16 protein-coding genes are annotated in these 13,594 nt (G+C 59.0%); 13 read left to right on the top strand and 3 right to left on the bottom strand.

Annotated features, from left to right (window positions below; all coding sequences use genetic code 11):
• The first annotated feature begins 96 nt into the window (after positions 1-96).
• Genes ACMGGP_RS08205 through ACMGGP_RS08185 form a run of 5 tightly spaced genes read left to right on the top strand, consistent with a single transcriptional unit; the run spans position 97 to position 5,270 of the window.
• Positions 97-1,728, top strand: a complete 1,632-nt coding sequence (locus ACMGGP_RS08205) for an ABC transporter substrate-binding protein (protein ID WP_033757607.1) — start codon at positions 97-99, stop codon at positions 1,726-1,728.
• On the top strand, positions 1,725-2,756 hold the full coding sequence (locus tag ACMGGP_RS08200) for an ABC transporter permease (protein WP_010245000.1): 1,032 nt from the start codon (positions 1,725-1,727) through the stop codon (positions 2,754-2,756). The genes ACMGGP_RS08205 and ACMGGP_RS08200 overlap by 4 nt, the downstream gene beginning before the upstream one ends.
• On the top strand, positions 2,753-3,658 hold the full coding sequence (locus tag ACMGGP_RS08195) for an ABC transporter permease (RefSeq protein ID WP_010670128.1): 906 nt from the start codon (positions 2,753-2,755) through the stop codon (positions 3,656-3,658). Before ACMGGP_RS08200 ends, ACMGGP_RS08195 begins: the two co-directional genes overlap by 4 nt.
• The gene (locus ACMGGP_RS08190; RefSeq protein WP_194710857.1) at positions 3,621-4,496 is read left to right on the top strand and encodes an ABC transporter ATP-binding protein; all 876 of its coding nucleotides are present in this window, start codon (positions 3,621-3,623) and stop codon (positions 4,494-4,496) included. Before ACMGGP_RS08195 ends, ACMGGP_RS08190 begins: the two co-directional genes overlap by 38 nt.
• Before the next feature lie 9 nt (positions 4,497-4,505).
• Complete coding sequence (locus tag ACMGGP_RS08185; protein ID WP_010245009.1) at positions 4,506-5,270, top strand: ABC transporter ATP-binding protein; 765 nt, start codon at positions 4,506-4,508, stop codon at positions 5,268-5,270.
• Between the two features lie 70 nt (positions 5,271-5,340).
• Here the strand turns inward: ACMGGP_RS08185 and ACMGGP_RS08180 are convergent, their stop codons facing one another.
• Positions 5,341-5,979, bottom strand: coding sequence for an RpiB/LacA/LacB family sugar-phosphate isomerase (locus ACMGGP_RS08180; RefSeq protein WP_003853539.1), 639 nt, complete (start codon positions 5,977-5,979; stop codon positions 5,341-5,343).
• 139 nt (positions 5,980-6,118) lie between these two features.
• Here ACMGGP_RS08180 and ACMGGP_RS08175 point away from each other — a divergent pair, with 139 nt between their 5' ends.
• The 3 genes from ACMGGP_RS08175 (at position 6,119) to ACMGGP_RS08165 (ending at position 7,771) form a co-directional block, all read left to right on the top strand.
• Entirely contained in the window at positions 6,119-6,448 is a 330-nt protein-coding gene (locus tag ACMGGP_RS08175; RefSeq protein WP_010245017.1) for a cupin domain-containing protein, read from the top strand.
• Positions 6,449-6,720: 272 nt separating this feature from the next.
• The gene (locus ACMGGP_RS08170; protein ID WP_498798342.1) at positions 6,721-6,954 is read left to right on the top strand and encodes a hypothetical protein; all 234 of its coding nucleotides are present in this window, start codon (positions 6,721-6,723) and stop codon (positions 6,952-6,954) included.
• 322 nt (positions 6,955-7,276) lie between these two features.
• Positions 7,277-7,771 (top strand): P-loop nucleotide/nucleoside kinase family protein, encoded by a 495-nt coding sequence (locus tag ACMGGP_RS08165; protein WP_064691308.1) that lies wholly within the window; start codon positions 7,277-7,279, stop codon positions 7,769-7,771.
• A 19-nt stretch (positions 7,772-7,790) separates the two neighbouring features.
• Here ACMGGP_RS08165 and ACMGGP_RS08160 read toward each other — a convergent pair whose 3' ends face one another.
• The gene (locus ACMGGP_RS08160) at positions 7,791-8,684 is read right to left on the bottom strand and encodes a dihydrodipicolinate synthase family protein (protein ID WP_064691307.1); all 894 of its coding nucleotides are present in this window, start codon (positions 8,682-8,684) and stop codon (positions 7,791-7,793) included.
• Positions 8,685-8,809: 125 nt separating this feature from the next.
• Here ACMGGP_RS08160 and ACMGGP_RS08155 point away from each other — a divergent pair, with 125 nt between their 5' ends.
• From ACMGGP_RS08155 to ACMGGP_RS08135, 5 genes are all read left to right on the top strand, one after another.
• Positions 8,810-9,124 carry an antibiotic biosynthesis monooxygenase family protein gene (locus tag ACMGGP_RS08155; protein WP_061901455.1) on the top strand — a complete coding sequence of 105 codons (315 nt, stop codon included), beginning with the start codon at positions 8,810-8,812 and terminating at the stop codon, positions 9,122-9,124.
• A gap of 1 nt (position 9,125) precedes the next feature.
• Positions 9,126-9,509: an amino acid-binding protein gene (locus tag ACMGGP_RS08150; RefSeq protein ID WP_010245033.1), complete on the top strand. Its 384-nt coding sequence runs from the start codon at positions 9,126-9,128 to the stop codon at positions 9,507-9,509.
• A gap of 4 nt (positions 9,510-9,513) precedes the next feature.
• Positions 9,514-10,224, top strand: a complete 711-nt coding sequence (locus tag ACMGGP_RS08145) for an ArsR/SmtB family transcription factor (RefSeq protein ID WP_061901456.1) — start codon at positions 9,514-9,516, stop codon at positions 10,222-10,224.
• A 328-nt stretch (positions 10,225-10,552) separates the two neighbouring features.
• Complete coding sequence (locus tag ACMGGP_RS08140; protein WP_022625676.1) at positions 10,553-11,857, top strand: MFS transporter; 1,305 nt, start codon at positions 10,553-10,555, stop codon at positions 11,855-11,857.
• 10 nt (positions 11,858-11,867) lie between these two features.
• Positions 11,868-12,677 carry a molybdate ABC transporter substrate-binding protein gene (locus ACMGGP_RS08135; RefSeq protein WP_033757594.1) on the top strand — a complete coding sequence of 270 codons (810 nt, stop codon included), beginning with the start codon at positions 11,868-11,870 and terminating at the stop codon, positions 12,675-12,677.
• Here the strand turns inward: ACMGGP_RS08135 and psrA are convergent.
• Positions 12,652-13,551, bottom strand: coding sequence for an L-proline-binding transcription factor PsrA (gene psrA / locus ACMGGP_RS08130; protein ID WP_064691306.1), 900 nt, complete (start codon positions 13,549-13,551; stop codon positions 12,652-12,654). The two genes, ACMGGP_RS08135 and psrA, sit on opposite strands and share 26 nt — an antisense overlap.
• Positions 13,552-13,594 lie beyond the last annotated feature (43 nt).

The following is a 13,594-nucleotide window of genomic DNA, read 5'->3' as shown; positions in this document are numbered from 1 at the left end:
TAATAACCCCGTCGCCCGCCTGCTGCCTGCCATCCCGGTGGCCAGCAGCAGGCAGAGTCGTAAACGGGAAAACCTCTGACCTGCTGGACTTTACCTATGACCCTGACACAACGATGTGGCGCGTGGCTGATCACGCTGCTGGTGCTGACGGGCAGCGCGTCAATCCAGGCAAAGACCCCGGATGACCAGCTGATCGTCGGCATGAATATGAATAACCTGCTCACCCTGGATCCGGCCGCTATGACCGGCAACGAAGTGGTCGGCATTGTCGTGAATCTCTATGACGGACTGGTCGAGCTGAACCCGCAGCAACTCACCGAGGTGCGCCCGGCGCTGGCGGAACGCTGGTCAGTCAGTCCGGATAACCGCACCCTGACTTTTCACCTGCGCGACAACGTCAGGTTTCACTCCGGCAATCCGCTGACCAGCGCCGATGCAGTCTGGTCGATGCGGCGGGTGCTGCATCTGAACCTGGCGCAGGCGTCGGTGTGGAAATCGTACGGTTTCAGCCGTGACAACGTTGACCAGATGATTACCGCACCCGACGACCGCACGCTGGTGATCACCCTGCCCAGACCTAACGATCCGCAACTGGTGATCTACTCGCTGGCGGCGCTGGGCAGCATGGTGGTGCTGGACAGCAAAACCGTGCAGCAGCATGAGGTGGATGGCGACTGGGGCAACCGCTGGCTCACTACCCATGAAGCGGGCTCCGGCCCGTTCCGGCTGGATGTATGGCAGGCAAAAGATGTGCTGCGCATGAGTCGTGCGACCGATTACTGGCGCGGCGAGGCGAAGATGTCACGGGTGGTGTTCCGCCATCTGCAGGAGTCGCAGACCCTGCGACTGATGATGGAGAAAGGCGATCTGGATATCGCCAGCAACATGGCGATCCCCGACGTGCGCGCCCTGCGGCACGACCCCGATCTCACCATTGATGCGGTAAGAAAAGGAACGATCTACTACCTGGCGATGAGCATGAAAGATCCGCACTTCGACAATATCAAAGTGCGGGAGGCGGTACGCTACCTGGTCGATTATCAGGGCATCAATAAAAGCCTGATGACCGGCTATGGCGAGCTGCATCAGCGCCCGATTCAGGCTGGCATGCCCGCCACGCTGCCCGATCCCGGTTACCGGCTCGATGTGCCGCGCGCCCGCGCACTGCTGGCTGAAGCGGGTTATCCGGATGGATTCGACACCACGCTGCGGGTGCTGGCCGATCAGCCCTTTCTGAACATCGCCATCGCCGTGCAGTCGACGCTGCTCCAGGGCGGGATCCGCGCAAAAATCATCACCGGCACCGGTAACCAGATCTATGGCGCGATGCGCGATCGCCAGTTCAGTCTGCTGGTCGGACGCGGCGGCAGCGGCGTGGAGCCGCATCCCCACTCCAGCCTGCGCGCGCTGGTCTATAACCCGAATAATGCTGACAGCGCCCGGCTGACCAACTTCCAGGGCTGGCGCACCGGTTTCTACGACGCACAGCTCAACAGCATGATCGATCAGGCGCTGGTGGAGCGCGACAAGACCCGCCAGCAGCAGGCCTATTACGCCATCCAGCAGCGCTATGACCAGCTGGTGCCTGCACTGATGCCGATTTCACAAATGCTCGACTCCGTGGTGGTCAGTAACCGGGTGCAGGATTATCAGCCGCATCCCTCAGCGACCACCTTCCTCCGCGATGTCTGGAAAACCCCTGAAGCCAAAGCGGGAGGCACCCTATGATCCTGACCCTGACCCGAACTCAGTGCCGCCGCATCAGCCATCGCGCGGTGCAGGTAGTGATTACCCTGTTCGGCCTGCTGCTGCTGACCTTTTTTATTGGCCGGGTAATGCCGCTGGATCCGGTGCTGGCGATTGTCGGCCCCGACGCCGATCAGGCCACCTATCAGCAGGTTTATCACCAGCTCGGCTTTGATAAACCGCTGTGGGTGCAGTTTGGCATCTACCTTAACGCGCTGCTGCATGGCGATCTCGGCCATGCGCTGCTCACCGGTCAGCCGGTGGTGCATGACATTGTGCGCGTCTTTCCGGCAACCGTAGAGCTGGCCACGCTGGCGATTGTGATTGGCGCAGGACTGGGCGTGCCGCTGGGTGTGCTGGCGGCGGCGCGTCGCAACAGCGTCATCGACTATGTGGTGCGGATGCTCAGCCTGGCCGGTTATTCCACCCCAATCTTCTGGGTCGGCATGATTGGCCTGCTGCTGTTCTATGCCCATCTCGGCTGGGTCGGCGGCGCAGGTCGGGTGGACTTCAGCCTGGATGGCATCGTGCCACGTCGCACCGGCTTTATGCTGATTGACGCCCTGCTGGCGGGCAACAGTCAGGTGTTCTGGAATGCGCTGAATCATCTGGTGCTGCCCGCCTCGCTGCTCGGCTTTCACTCCATGGCCTATATCAGCCGCATGACGCGCAGCTTTATGCTCGCGCAGCTGTCGCAGGAGTTCATTCTGACCGCGCGGGTCAAAGGCCTGACTGAATGGCAGGTGATCTGGCAGCACGCCTTCCGCAATATCCTGGTGCAGCTGCTGACCGTGGTGGCGCTGGCCTATGGCTCGCTGCTGGAGGGCGCGGTGCTGATTGAAACCGTCTTCTCCTGGCCCGGCTTTGGTTCCTACCTCACCGGCAGCCTGATGCTGGGCGATATGAATGCGGTGATGGGCTGTGTGCTGGTGGTGGGCCTGATTTTTGTGCTGCTTAACCTGATCTCCGACCTGCTCTATCAGGTGTTCGATCCGAGGACCAAAGTATGACGATCTCTTTTGACGCTGCGTCTGTGAGTCATTCCCGTGAGCGGCTGGTGCGCTGTCAGCGTTTTGCTGCCCGCTGCGGCTATTTCCTCTGGCGCATGGCCTGTAATCCCCTGACCGCGATTGGTGGTGGCATTGTGCTGGTGCTCTGCATCGTGGCGCTGTTCGCGCCCTGGATCGCGCCGTATCACCCGCTGGTTCAGGATCTTAACAATGCGCTGACGCCCCCCGGCGCGGCCCACTGGTTCGGCACCGACGAGTTTGGCCGGGATATCTTCAGTCGTCTGGTGTGGGGCGCACGCATCACGCTCTACATCGTGCTGCTGGTATCGGTCACCGTCGGGCCGCTGGGCCTGCTGCTGGGCGTCACCGCCGGTTATTTTGGCGGCAAAGTCGACGGCGTGCTGATGCGCGTCACCGATATCTTTATCTCCTTCCCGAGCCTGGTACTGGCGCTGGCCTTTGTTGCCGCGCTGGGGCCGGGTCTGGAGCATGTGGTGATCGCCATTACGCTCACCGCCTGGCCACCCATTGCCCGTCTGGCCCGCGCTGAAACGCTGTCGCTGCGTCAGGCGGACTTTATCTCGGCGGTGCGCTTACAGGGCGCGTCGCCGCTGCGGGTGCTCTGGAAGCACATTATTCCGCTCTGCCTGCCGTCGGTAATTATCCGCATCACCATGAATATGGCGGGCATTATCCTCACCGCCGCCGGGCTGGGGTTTCTTGGGCTGGGCGCGCAGCCGCCGGATCCGGAATGGGGCGCGATGATCGCCAGTGGCCGCACCTACATGCTGGAGTGCTGGTGGGTGGTGACCGTTCCCGGTCTGGCGATCCTGATTAATAGCCTGGCATTTAACTTCTTAGGAGATGGCCTACGTGACCTGCTCGATCCCCGCAGTGAGTAACGCCTCGCCGTTGCTCGACGTGCGCGATTTGCACGTGAACTTTGTTAACGGACGCCAGATTACGCCGGCGGTGCGTGGCGTCTCCTTTCAGCTCGGTCAGGAGAAGCTGGCGATTGTCGGTGAGTCCGGCTCCGGTAAATCGACCGTGGGTCGCGCCCTGCTGCAGCTGCATCCAGCTAAGGCGCGCATTGAGGCGAGCCGGATGCAGTTTGGCGATATCGACCTGCTGCACGCCAGCCCGGCAGAGATGCGCGCCATTCGTGGCAAACGTATCTCGATGATTATGCAGGACCCGAAATATTCGCTGAATCCGGTGATCCGGGTTGGCGAACAGATTGCCGAAGCCTGGCGCAGTCACCATCGCGGCCAGAAATCTGCGGCACGTCAGCGGGCGATGGCGATGCTGGAGGAAGTGCAAATCCGCGATCCTGAACGGGTATATCAGCTCTATCCCCATGAGATTTCCGGCGGCCAGGGGCAGCGCGTCATGATCGCCATGATGCTGATCACCGAGCCGGAACTGGTGATTGCCGATGAGCCCACCTCTGCGCTGGATGTCTCGGTTCGCCTGCAGGTGCTGGCGCTGCTGGATGATCTGGTGAAAGCGCGCGGTCTGGGACTGATTTTTATCAGTCACGATATCAATCTGGTGCGCAGCTTCTGCGATCGGGTGCTGGTGATGTATGCCGGACGCGTGGTGGAGTCGCTGGCCGCCAGCGAACTTGACCGCGCGCAGCATCCCTACACCCAGGGACTGCTGGCAGCACTGCCCGACCTTGATCGGCGGCGCACCCGTCTGCCGGTGTTACAACGTCACGCCAGCTGGCTAACTGACTAAGGAGTTACGATGATTGAGGTGAAAAATCTCAACCTGAGTTTTGGTGAAGAGGGTCGCCGTAATCAGGTGCTGTTCGACGTCAGCCTGCAGGTTAAACAGGGTGAAATCTTCGGGCTGGTCGGTGAGTCAGGCTCGGGTAAAACCACGGTGCTGAAGTGTCTGGCGGGCCTGTTTAATCACTGGCAGGGAGAGCTGACCATTGATGGCCAGCCGCTGGCGCACCGCATCGATCGGGCGCGCTGCCGTCAGGTGCAGATGGTGTTTCAGGACCCTTATGGCTCCCTGCATCCGCGTCATACGCTGGGCGATATCCTTGAAGAGCCATTACAGATTCAGGGTATCGGGCAGCGCCAGCAGCGCGTCGTGGCGATGCTGGATAAGGTCGGGCTGAATCGCGCCTGGCAGACGCGTTATCCGCACCAGCTTTCCGGTGGTCAGCGTCAGCGCGTGGCGATTGCCCGTGCGCTGATTTTAGAGCCGCGCGTGCTGCTGCTGGATGAGCCGACCTCCGCACTGGATGTTTCGGTGCAGGCGGAGATCCTCAATCTGCTCAGCGATCTGCAGCAGCAGGAGAACCTGACCTATCTGATGGTGACACACGATCTCGGCGTGGTGGCGCACCTCTGCCATCGCGTGGCGGTTATGCAACAGGGCAAGGTGCTGGAGACGCTGGATGTGCCGACGCTGGTGGCCGACCGCGCCGCGATGCCCTACACCCGGATGCTGGTGGAGGCGAGTCGCCATTACAATCCGGCGCTGGCGCAGCAGAGCTGACGTTCAGCTGATGTCGGGAAAGAGAGAATAAAAAAAGGCCGGTCAGACCGGCCTTATGACCCCAGATGCGTTAGTGGGTCAACTGACGCACAAAAGCGACGATTTCCTGATTTTTGCCATGCTCAAACAGACACTGCTGGAAACGTGGGCCACTAACGGCAGTACGCACCAGTTCAGGGTCGATGGCGCGCAGCGTGTCGAGGTAGTTCTCTTTGATCACGGCAGCTTTGACCTGATTCAGCAGACCGGCATTACGCACCTGCGGCTCTTTACGCTCTGGCGGATAGCCATTGCCCTTCTCGCCGGTGAAGGCTTTTTCAAAGATAAAGCGCAGGTTAAGTTCAGCGCCCCAGCCAAAGCCTTTGGCGAACGGCAGAGATAAGGCATTACCGTTGTTGATCTGCGCAAACAGGTAGGCATCCGCCGGATCGATACAGTAGCCGCAGACGACGCCCGGGTGAATGTTAAGCGACATCAGCGCGCCCTGCCCGGTGCCGCAGCCCGCGACCACGAAATCCACGGCCTGGCTGTTGAGCAACACGCTGGCCTGAATGCCGAGGTGAATATAGGTCAGATGGTGATCCTGCTCATCGCTCATACCGACGTTGAAGACCTGATGGCCCAGTGGCTGTGCGACGCCTTCCAGTTCTTTCAGCACGGTAACGTTTTTAGCGGCCTGGCTGTTTTCCATCATTAACGCGATTTTCATGATCTACCCTTATAAATTAATTGAAACACCGTTTCATTTTAGTGAAAAACCACTAAAGTGCATAAACTAATTCACCCGAGTGCTGTGAGATCCATCACAAAACGGTCACCGCAGCAGGGGCAACCGCAGGAGGATTGCGATGTTTATCTACCATAAAGAGCGACCACTGGAAGATCTGGGCAACGGCGTGACCCGCCGCGTGCTGGCGTACGGCGGCACCATGATGGCGGTAGAAGTGATTTTTGAGAAAGAGGCTGTCGGCCCGCTGCATCACCATCCCCACGAGCAGCTGACCTATGTGCTGAGCGGACGTTTTGCCTTCACCATCAATGGTGAAACGCGTGAGGTGGGCGCAGGAGATACGCTCTACAAAGCGCCCAATGTGGTTCATGGCTGTGTCTGTCTTGAGGCGGGCACGTTACTGGATACGTTTACACCGCAGCGCGAAGATTTCCTGACCGCTAAATAGTGCAGGCGGCCCGGTGGGCCGCCTGCTGACCTGACGCAGGACTGACCTGGTTTTTCCCGTCTCCGCATCCTGCTTCAGGCCCGCAGAATTTTTCTGAAATTCCTTCTCCCGCTAACTTAATGATTAGCTGACATTTACGCCGCAACCGCGCTGCGCTTAGCTTCGTCCTGAAAATCAATCGGGCAGATTTCTGTACAAATTCCGGATCGTTGTATAAGTTTAATAGCAATCGCCGAACATTTTTTAACCCGAAACAGGACAATACTATGCCAATGCAAAACACCCTCACGTTGCCGGTGAATCACAGTGGCCCGATCAAAAATGAGTTTAGTTCATCCTTTGCCGTGTCTGAACAGGACAAACTCAACTTTCTGATCGAAGAGTTACTGGAAGCGGGCAAGGAAAAAAGCTGTATGGAACTGCTGCGCCACCTGGCATCCGCAGACAGTGCAGAAGAAGAGGCATGCTGCCGCGAACTGCTGACGTTGCTGATGGCACAAAAATGAAGTCAGTTGCCAGCTGTTCAGCGCCGATTCACCCCTTTCTGAAAGCGTATCTGATATTGCACTCAACGCCTGACCGCACTTCCCCGTTCAGGCGTGTCAACGTGCCCAGCGAAAGCCGCGGTTTTTGCTGAATGCAGTAACGCCCGCAGCAGCGAAGGCTGTTACGCGCGGTAAATCCGGGTTTTACTCACCAGCAACTTTATGCCTCTCATTGCTTATCTCTCCCCTGTTTTGTTAGCCTGAATCCCGCTTCGGCGAGACCTGCTTTACCTTCCTTTCGCGTAATGCGCGCGGTTCACTATCAGGCTGACACAGGAGTGATATGACCATGACCTTTGCCCCCGCCACGCTGCATCTGCTGTGTGGAAAAATTGCCTCCGGGAAATCGACGCTGGCGGCTGAGCTGAGCGCCGCCCCCGATTGCGTGGTGATCAGCGAGGATCAGTGGCTCGCCGCGCTCTATAAGGACGAGATGCAGTCGGTGGCCGATTACGTGCGCTATGCGGCAAAACTCAGAAAGGCGATGACGCCTCATCTGGTCGCGCTGCTTAACGCAGGCGTGTCGGTGGTGCTCGATTTTCCTGCCAACACCCGGGCGAATCGCGACTGGATGATGTCGGTGATTAAGGCATCCTCTGCCGACCATCGCCTGCATTATCTGGACGTACCGGATGCGCTGTGTAAATCGCGCCTGCACGCCCGAAATCAGGACGGCGAACACGCCTTTGCCGCAACGGACGATCAGTTCGCGCTGATTACCCGCTATTTCGAAGCGCCGCAGGAGGAAGAAGGCTTTAACCTGGTGCGCCACGGTTAATGCCTTCTGGCGTGGGATCTTAAGAGAGGTCGAGTGCCGCGAGCACGTCAGCAATCTGCTGGCAGTCCGCCGCGGAGAGTGGCAGCAGCGGGCGCGGCAGGGAGTCGCGTTCGGTCAGTCCCAGCAGCCCCGCCGCGGCGCTGATCACCCGGAAACTGCCGCCATGCTGGCGGAACAGCGCCCATAACGGCTGCAGGCGATCGGACTGCGCCCTGACGCTCTGATGGTCGCCTGCGGCCGCCGCTTCGGTCATCGCTTTTGCAACGCGCGGAAACAGTCCGCCGCACACCGAATACCAGCCATCACAGCCCGCAATCAGCCCGTTGGCGGCTGAGGCATCGCCACTGACGCCAATCGATACGGAATCTGGCAGCGTGCCGCGCAGCTGAGCGAGGCGATCGTTAGCCGCAGATTGCTCCGCCGGTACACCAGGAATTTTCACTGACCCGACACCGGAAAGTGCGGCGATCCGGCTCAGCAGCGCATCGGAAAACGTAAAATGGGTGGTGCCGGGATTGTCATAGATACAGACTGGCACCGAGGCGTGTCGCGTCACGGTCTCGAAAAGCGTGAACACCTCATCTTCATTCAACGTCTGATAACCCAGCGGCGGCAGCAGTAAGGCGGCCGCGCCCGCCTGTTGCGCGTCCTCCGCCAGCGCCAGCACCTCGTCAGTGCCCACCGCACCAATGCAGATCATCACCGGAATCGACTCTGCATGTTCCACCGCCAGTTCTGCGATACGCCTGCGCTGCGCGCGGGTGAGATAGGCGTAGCTGCCGGTGGACCCCAGCACGCCAAGTGAATCGACTTTTGCATCAGTCAGCCTGCGCAGCAGCCGCAAAAAAGCCGCTTCATCGGGCTTGCCTGCCGCAAAGGGAGTAAGGGGGAACGCACTGAGTCCGCTGAACATATCATCTGCTCCATTACAAGATTGCACCGGCTGGAGGTCGCCCCTGCAGCCATATTTCGTTACCGGCCGAAGCATCAACCCGCCCCGCCCGCTATTTTTGCGCTATCACCCAAAGGAGGATAGCGATGATTGCCGTACTATTTGAAGCCGAAGCCCGACCCGAACACCAGATGCGTTACCTGCAACTGGCTGCCGACCTTAAACCGCTGCTGATGCAAAACAGCGGGTTTATCTCTCTTGAGCGCTTTCAAAGCCTGACCGATGAGAAAAAAATTCTCTCGCTCTCCTGGTGGCGCGATGAAGAATCGGTGCTGGCCTGGAAGCGCAACCTCTGTCACCAGTCCGCACAGCGTGAAGGCCGCGAGACCCTTTTTGCCGGTTACCGTCTTCGCATCGTCACGCTGATCAGAGAATATGCCTCACAACAGGGAGTAAATTAACATGTTCGATATTCATGTCATCCTGCAAAATAGTCCAGGCACACTTTCCCGGCTCACCACGCTGCTGGGCCGTCATGGGATTGGACTGGAAGGCGGCGGCCTGTTCTCCTTTGGTGAGCAAAGCCACGCTCATTTTCTGGTTGAGGAAGGCGAACGGGCGCGGGCCGTGCTTGAAGCAGAAGGTATCGCCGTCGAGGCAGTTAACGTCCCGCTTATTCGCAGGTTACCGCAACAGCGTCCCGGCGAGCTGGGGGCGATCACTGCACGCCTTGCCGATGCCGGAATCAACATCCTGGTGCAATACAGCGATCACGCTAACCAGCTGATCCTGATTACCGATAACAATCGATCAGCCGCCGGGCTGACCACAGAATGGGCACTGTAATCTGATGGCAACTCCACAACCGCATAACGCACCTGACGATAGCGAAGCACTTGAGAATGCGATTGTGGGCGTCGCCGCCGCAATGGCCGATCCGTCACGGGTGAAGATGCTGTCCGCGCTGATGGATGGACGCGCCTGGACCGCCACCGAACTCAGTGCCGTCACCGACGTGGCGCCCTCAACCGCCAGCGCCCATCTGAACCGGTTGATCACCAGTGGCTTGATCGTCTGCGTGGCGCAGGGGCGTCACCGTTATTACCGACTGACCGGCAGTGACATCGCTGCGCTGATTGAGAACATGATGGGCGTGTCGTGGCGACGGATTGCCGCGCCGGCGAGCACCACCCCGACATCACTTCGCTCCGCCCGCACCTGTTACGACCATCTGGCCGGTGAGATTGCGGTGCAGATCTATGCCGCAATGGCGCAACAGGGCTGGATCACGCCGGAAGGCAGCGCTGTCACCCTGTTGGGTCTGCAGCAGTTTGCGGCGTTGCAGATTGATCTGTCACAGCCCGGACGCCGCAGAGCCTGCTGTGGCTGTCTCGACTGGAGTGAGCGCCGGTTCCATCTCGGCGGCTACGCGGGTGCAGCGCTGCTGAGTGCCTTTGAAACGCAAGGCTGGCTAACCCGGCAGCCTGGCTACCGTGAAGTGGTTTTTACCGTAGCGGGCGTCCGACATTTACATCAGATTTTTGGCATAACCTTTCCCTGACGCCTTGCTGCCTGCGTTCTGAACCTTTTTTTTGCCGCCAGACTCTGCGCTGATGGCCTCAGACAAGCCAGATTCCCTCTATTCGCCTGCAACACGCTTATGAAATCTGTCACATTTCCGCAAACTCCTCTCAGACTCACTAACAGGCACAAAAAAACCATCCCGCCATTTAACCTGTTGAATGCGAAACACTTTAAGTGATAACGCCTGGCAATCATGCGGCTGGCACATTAATCGATGCCCTTTTTGCACTTATTTAGCGCCGGGCGCTGATCCACTCTTCAGTCACAGGCGCGGCAAAAAGCGTCATACCTTACTGGAGTTACTGATGCAGACAACCTCACCCATGACTCACCGCGCCAGGATTGGCGCAATATTCCGTGTTACCTCAGGCAACTTTCTCGAACAGTTCGACTTCTTCCTGTTCGGTTTCTATGCCACCTATATCGCCCATACCTTTTTCCCGGCCAGCAGTGAGTTCGCCTCACTGATGATGACCTTTGCCGTGTTTGGCGCAGGGTTCCTGATGCGCCCGATTGGCGCGGTAGTGCTGGGGGCGTACATCGATAAGGTTGGCCGTCGTAAAGGGCTGATCGTCACGCTCTCCATCATGGCAGCAGGCACCTTTATGATCGTGCTGATCCCCTCTTACCAGAGTATTGGGCTGTGGGCGCCGCTGCTGGTGCTGATTGGTCGGCTGCTGCAGGGCTTTTCCGCCGGTGCGGAGCTGGGCGGCGTGTCGGTCTATCTGGCAGAGATCGCCACACCAGGCCGCAAGGGCTTCTACACAAGCTGGCAGTCGGGCAGTCAGCAGGTCGCGATTATGGTGGCGGCGGCGATGGGCTTTATCCTCAACGCGGTGCTGGAAGAGAGTGCCATCCGTGAATGGGGCTGGCGCATTCCGTTCCTGTTTGGCTGCCTGATTGTGCCGTTTATTTTCGTGCTGCGTCGCAAGCTGGAAGAGACCCAGGAGTTCAACAACCGTCGCAGCCATCCCGATGTGAAGCAGGTGTTCCGCATCCTGCTCGCCAACTGGCAGGTGGTGATTGCCGGGATGCTGATGGTAGCAATGACCACGACTGCGTTTTACCTGATTACGGTTTACGCGCCGACCTTTGGCAAGAAAGTGCTATTGCTCAGCGCCTCTGACAGCCTGCTGGTGACGTTGCTGGTGGCGGTGTCGAACTTTATCTGGCTGCCGATTGGCGGTGCGATCTCCGACCGCTTTGGCCGTAAGCCTGTGCTGGTCGCCATGACCCTGCTGGCAATAGTCACCACCTATCCGGCTCTGAGCATGCTGGCCGCCGCACCGGGCTTCTCGATGATGCTGGGCGTGCTGCTGTGGCTTTCAATGATCTATGGTCTCTACAACGGCGCGATGATCCCGGCGCTGACCGAAATCATGCCAGCGGAAGTGCGCGTGGCGGGCTTCTCGCTGGCCTATAGCCTGGCAACTGCGCTGTTTGGCGGATTTACGCCGGTGATGTCAACCGGCCTGATTGAGATGACCGGCGATAAAGCCTCGCCAGGCTACTGGATGAGTTTTGCAGCAGTCTGCGCCCTGGGGGCAACACTTTATCTCTATCGTCGTACACGCAGTGCCGTATCGCCTGCCCATGAAACCGTTAGCTGAGGAACGTAAAATGAAACTGAAAACGATGTCGCTGTACGCTGCTCTGCTGTTCAGCGTGGCGGGCAGCGCCACGGCGCAGGCAAAAGAGCTGACGGTGATGATCTCCGGCGGGTTTAAAGCAGCGTGGGATACGCTCTCGCCCCGCTTCGCCCAGCGTGAAGGGATCACTATCAACACCGTCGCCGGTCCGTCTATGGGCAAAACCCCGCAGGCGATTCCGGCCCGACTGGCGCGTGGTGAACCGGCCGATGTGGTGATTATGGTCGGCGATGCGCTAAGCGATCTGCAAAAGCAGGGCGAGACGCTGCCGGGTACACGGGTTGAGCTGGCAGACTCCCGCATCGGCGCGGTGATCAAACAGGGTGCCACGCCGGTTAAGATCGGCAGCGAAAGCGCGCTGCGTACTGCTCTGCTGAACGCCAGCTCAATCGCCTACTCTGACAGCGCCAGCGGTAAGTATGTCAGCAGCCAGCTGTTCAGCCGCCTGGGCATTGAAGATCAGGTTAAGGGGAAAGCGGTGAAGGTTGAGCGCATCCCGGTGGCCTCAGAGGTCGCGGCCGGTAAATACGCTATCGGCTTTCAGCAGGTCAGTGAGCTGCTGCCGGTGCCGGGCGTTACTTTTATTGGCGAACTGCCGGACAAGCTGCAATACACCACCCGCTTCGCCGGTGCCGTGGTGCGCAAGTCAGCGCAGCCGGATGAGGCGGCTAAGCTGCTGCGCTGGCTCGCCTCCTCTGAGGCACAACAGGCGGTGCACGCCAGCGGACTGCACACCGTGAAAGCGTCTAAACCGGTCAGAGACGCTGATACTGTTCAATAATCAGGTTCTCCAGTTCGCCCGCAATGTGCGACAGCGACCGGCCATTTTTACGTAGCAGACCCACGGTGCGTTTCACCTGCGGATCGGTCAATGGAACCGCCATCAGCAGGGCGTGATCGTAGCCAGGCATCGACATGGCGGGGACGGCAGCAATGCCCAGCCCCGCCTCAACCATCCCCAGCATGGTGGTGACGTGCCGGGTTTCACAGATACAGGGTTTCTCCGGCATGATCGCCTGCAGCGCCTGATCCAGCAGGTTGCGATTGCCGGAGGTTTTATCCAGCCCGACCCATTCATACTGATAAAACGCCTGCCAGCTCAGACTCTTTTTGCCAGCTATAGGATGGTCACGCCGACAGGCCGCCACGTAGGGATCATCCATCAGCGGCTGGAAATGCACATCCGGCTGCGAGCGGCTGGAAAAACTGATGCCAAAGTCGGCCTGACCGCCAATCACCGCGTCATAAACGTTAGCCGCACTGCTGTCGATCAGTTTGACTCGTACGCGGGGATAGCGCGCCTGAAACAGCCGGATAATGTTGGGCATAAAGTAGTAGGCGGCTGACGGCACGCAGGCTATGGTAATCAGTCCCGTGCGGGCTAAGCTCACCTCACTGAGATCGGCCATGACCTCCTCAAAATCAGCCAGCAACTTATCCGAGCGCTGAGCAAACGCATGCCCCTTCAGCGTCAGCGTGACGCGGCGCGTGGTACGCTCAAACAGTTTGATCCCCAGCGAGGTTTCCAGCTTATCTATCCTGCGGCTCAGCGCCGACTGTGAGAGACAGATCGATTCTGCCGCCAGGCGAAAATTGCCAAACTCCACCAGCGCGCGAAACGCGTAGAGATCGTTTAGATCGAAATTAACCGGCATAAATCCCTCTTACCGCTTCCTGAAAGCATCACATTTATCTAAC

The sequence above is a fragment of the Curtobacterium sp. BNK-1 genome, from assembly GCF_048685235.1.
In the GTDB taxonomy this organism is placed as follows: domain Bacteria; phylum Pseudomonadota; class Gammaproteobacteria; order Enterobacterales; family Enterobacteriaceae; genus Pantoea; species Pantoea agglomerans.
This window is presented reverse-complemented; position numbering and strand designations above follow the sequence as displayed.

Bases quoted from the DNA above. Each gene is read 5' to 3' on its own strand.
- ACMGGP_RS08150 (WP_010245033.1), top strand. From the start codon at position 9,126: ATGTTCGATATTCATGTCATCCTGCAAAATAGTCCAGGCACACTTTCC.
- ACMGGP_RS08185 (WP_010245009.1), top strand. From the start codon at position 4,506: ATGATTGAGGTGAAAAATCTCAACCTGAGTTTTGGTGAAGAGGGTCGC.
- ACMGGP_RS08140 (WP_022625676.1), top strand. From the start codon at position 10,553: ATGCAGACAACCTCACCCATGACTCACCGCGCCAGGATTGGCGCAATA.
- ACMGGP_RS08160 (WP_064691307.1), bottom strand. From the start codon at position 8,684: ATGTTCAGCGGACTCAGTGCGTTCCCCCTTACTCCCTTTGCGGCAGGC.
- ACMGGP_RS08165 (WP_064691308.1), top strand. From the start codon at position 7,277: ATGACCATGACCTTTGCCCCCGCCACGCTGCATCTGCTGTGTGGAAAA.
- psrA (WP_064691306.1), bottom strand. From the start codon at position 13,551: ATGCCGGTTAATTTCGATCTAAACGATCTCTACGCGTTTCGCGCGCTG.
- ACMGGP_RS08145 (WP_061901456.1), top strand. From the start codon at position 9,514: ATGGCAACTCCACAACCGCATAACGCACCTGACGATAGCGAAGCACTT.
- ACMGGP_RS08200 (WP_010245000.1), top strand. From the start codon at position 1,725: ATGATCCTGACCCTGACCCGAACTCAGTGCCGCCGCATCAGCCATCGC.
- ACMGGP_RS08190 (WP_194710857.1), top strand. From the start codon at position 3,621: ATGGCCTACGTGACCTGCTCGATCCCCGCAGTGAGTAACGCCTCGCCG.
- ACMGGP_RS08205 (WP_033757607.1), top strand. From the start codon at position 97: ATGACCCTGACACAACGATGTGGCGCGTGGCTGATCACGCTGCTGGTG.
- ACMGGP_RS08175 (WP_010245017.1), top strand. From the start codon at position 6,119: ATGTTTATCTACCATAAAGAGCGACCACTGGAAGATCTGGGCAACGGC.
- ACMGGP_RS08195 (WP_010670128.1), top strand. From the start codon at position 2,753: ATGACGATCTCTTTTGACGCTGCGTCTGTGAGTCATTCCCGTGAGCGG.
- ACMGGP_RS08170 (WP_498798342.1), top strand. From the start codon at position 6,721: ATGCAAAACACCCTCACGTTGCCGGTGAATCACAGTGGCCCGATCAAA.
- ACMGGP_RS08180 (WP_003853539.1), bottom strand. From the start codon at position 5,979: ATGAAAATCGCGTTAATGATGGAAAACAGCCAGGCCGCTAAAAACGTT.
- ACMGGP_RS08155 (WP_061901455.1), top strand. From the start codon at position 8,810: ATGATTGCCGTACTATTTGAAGCCGAAGCCCGACCCGAACACCAGATG.
- ACMGGP_RS08135 (WP_033757594.1), top strand. From the start codon at position 11,868: ATGAAACTGAAAACGATGTCGCTGTACGCTGCTCTGCTGTTCAGCGTG.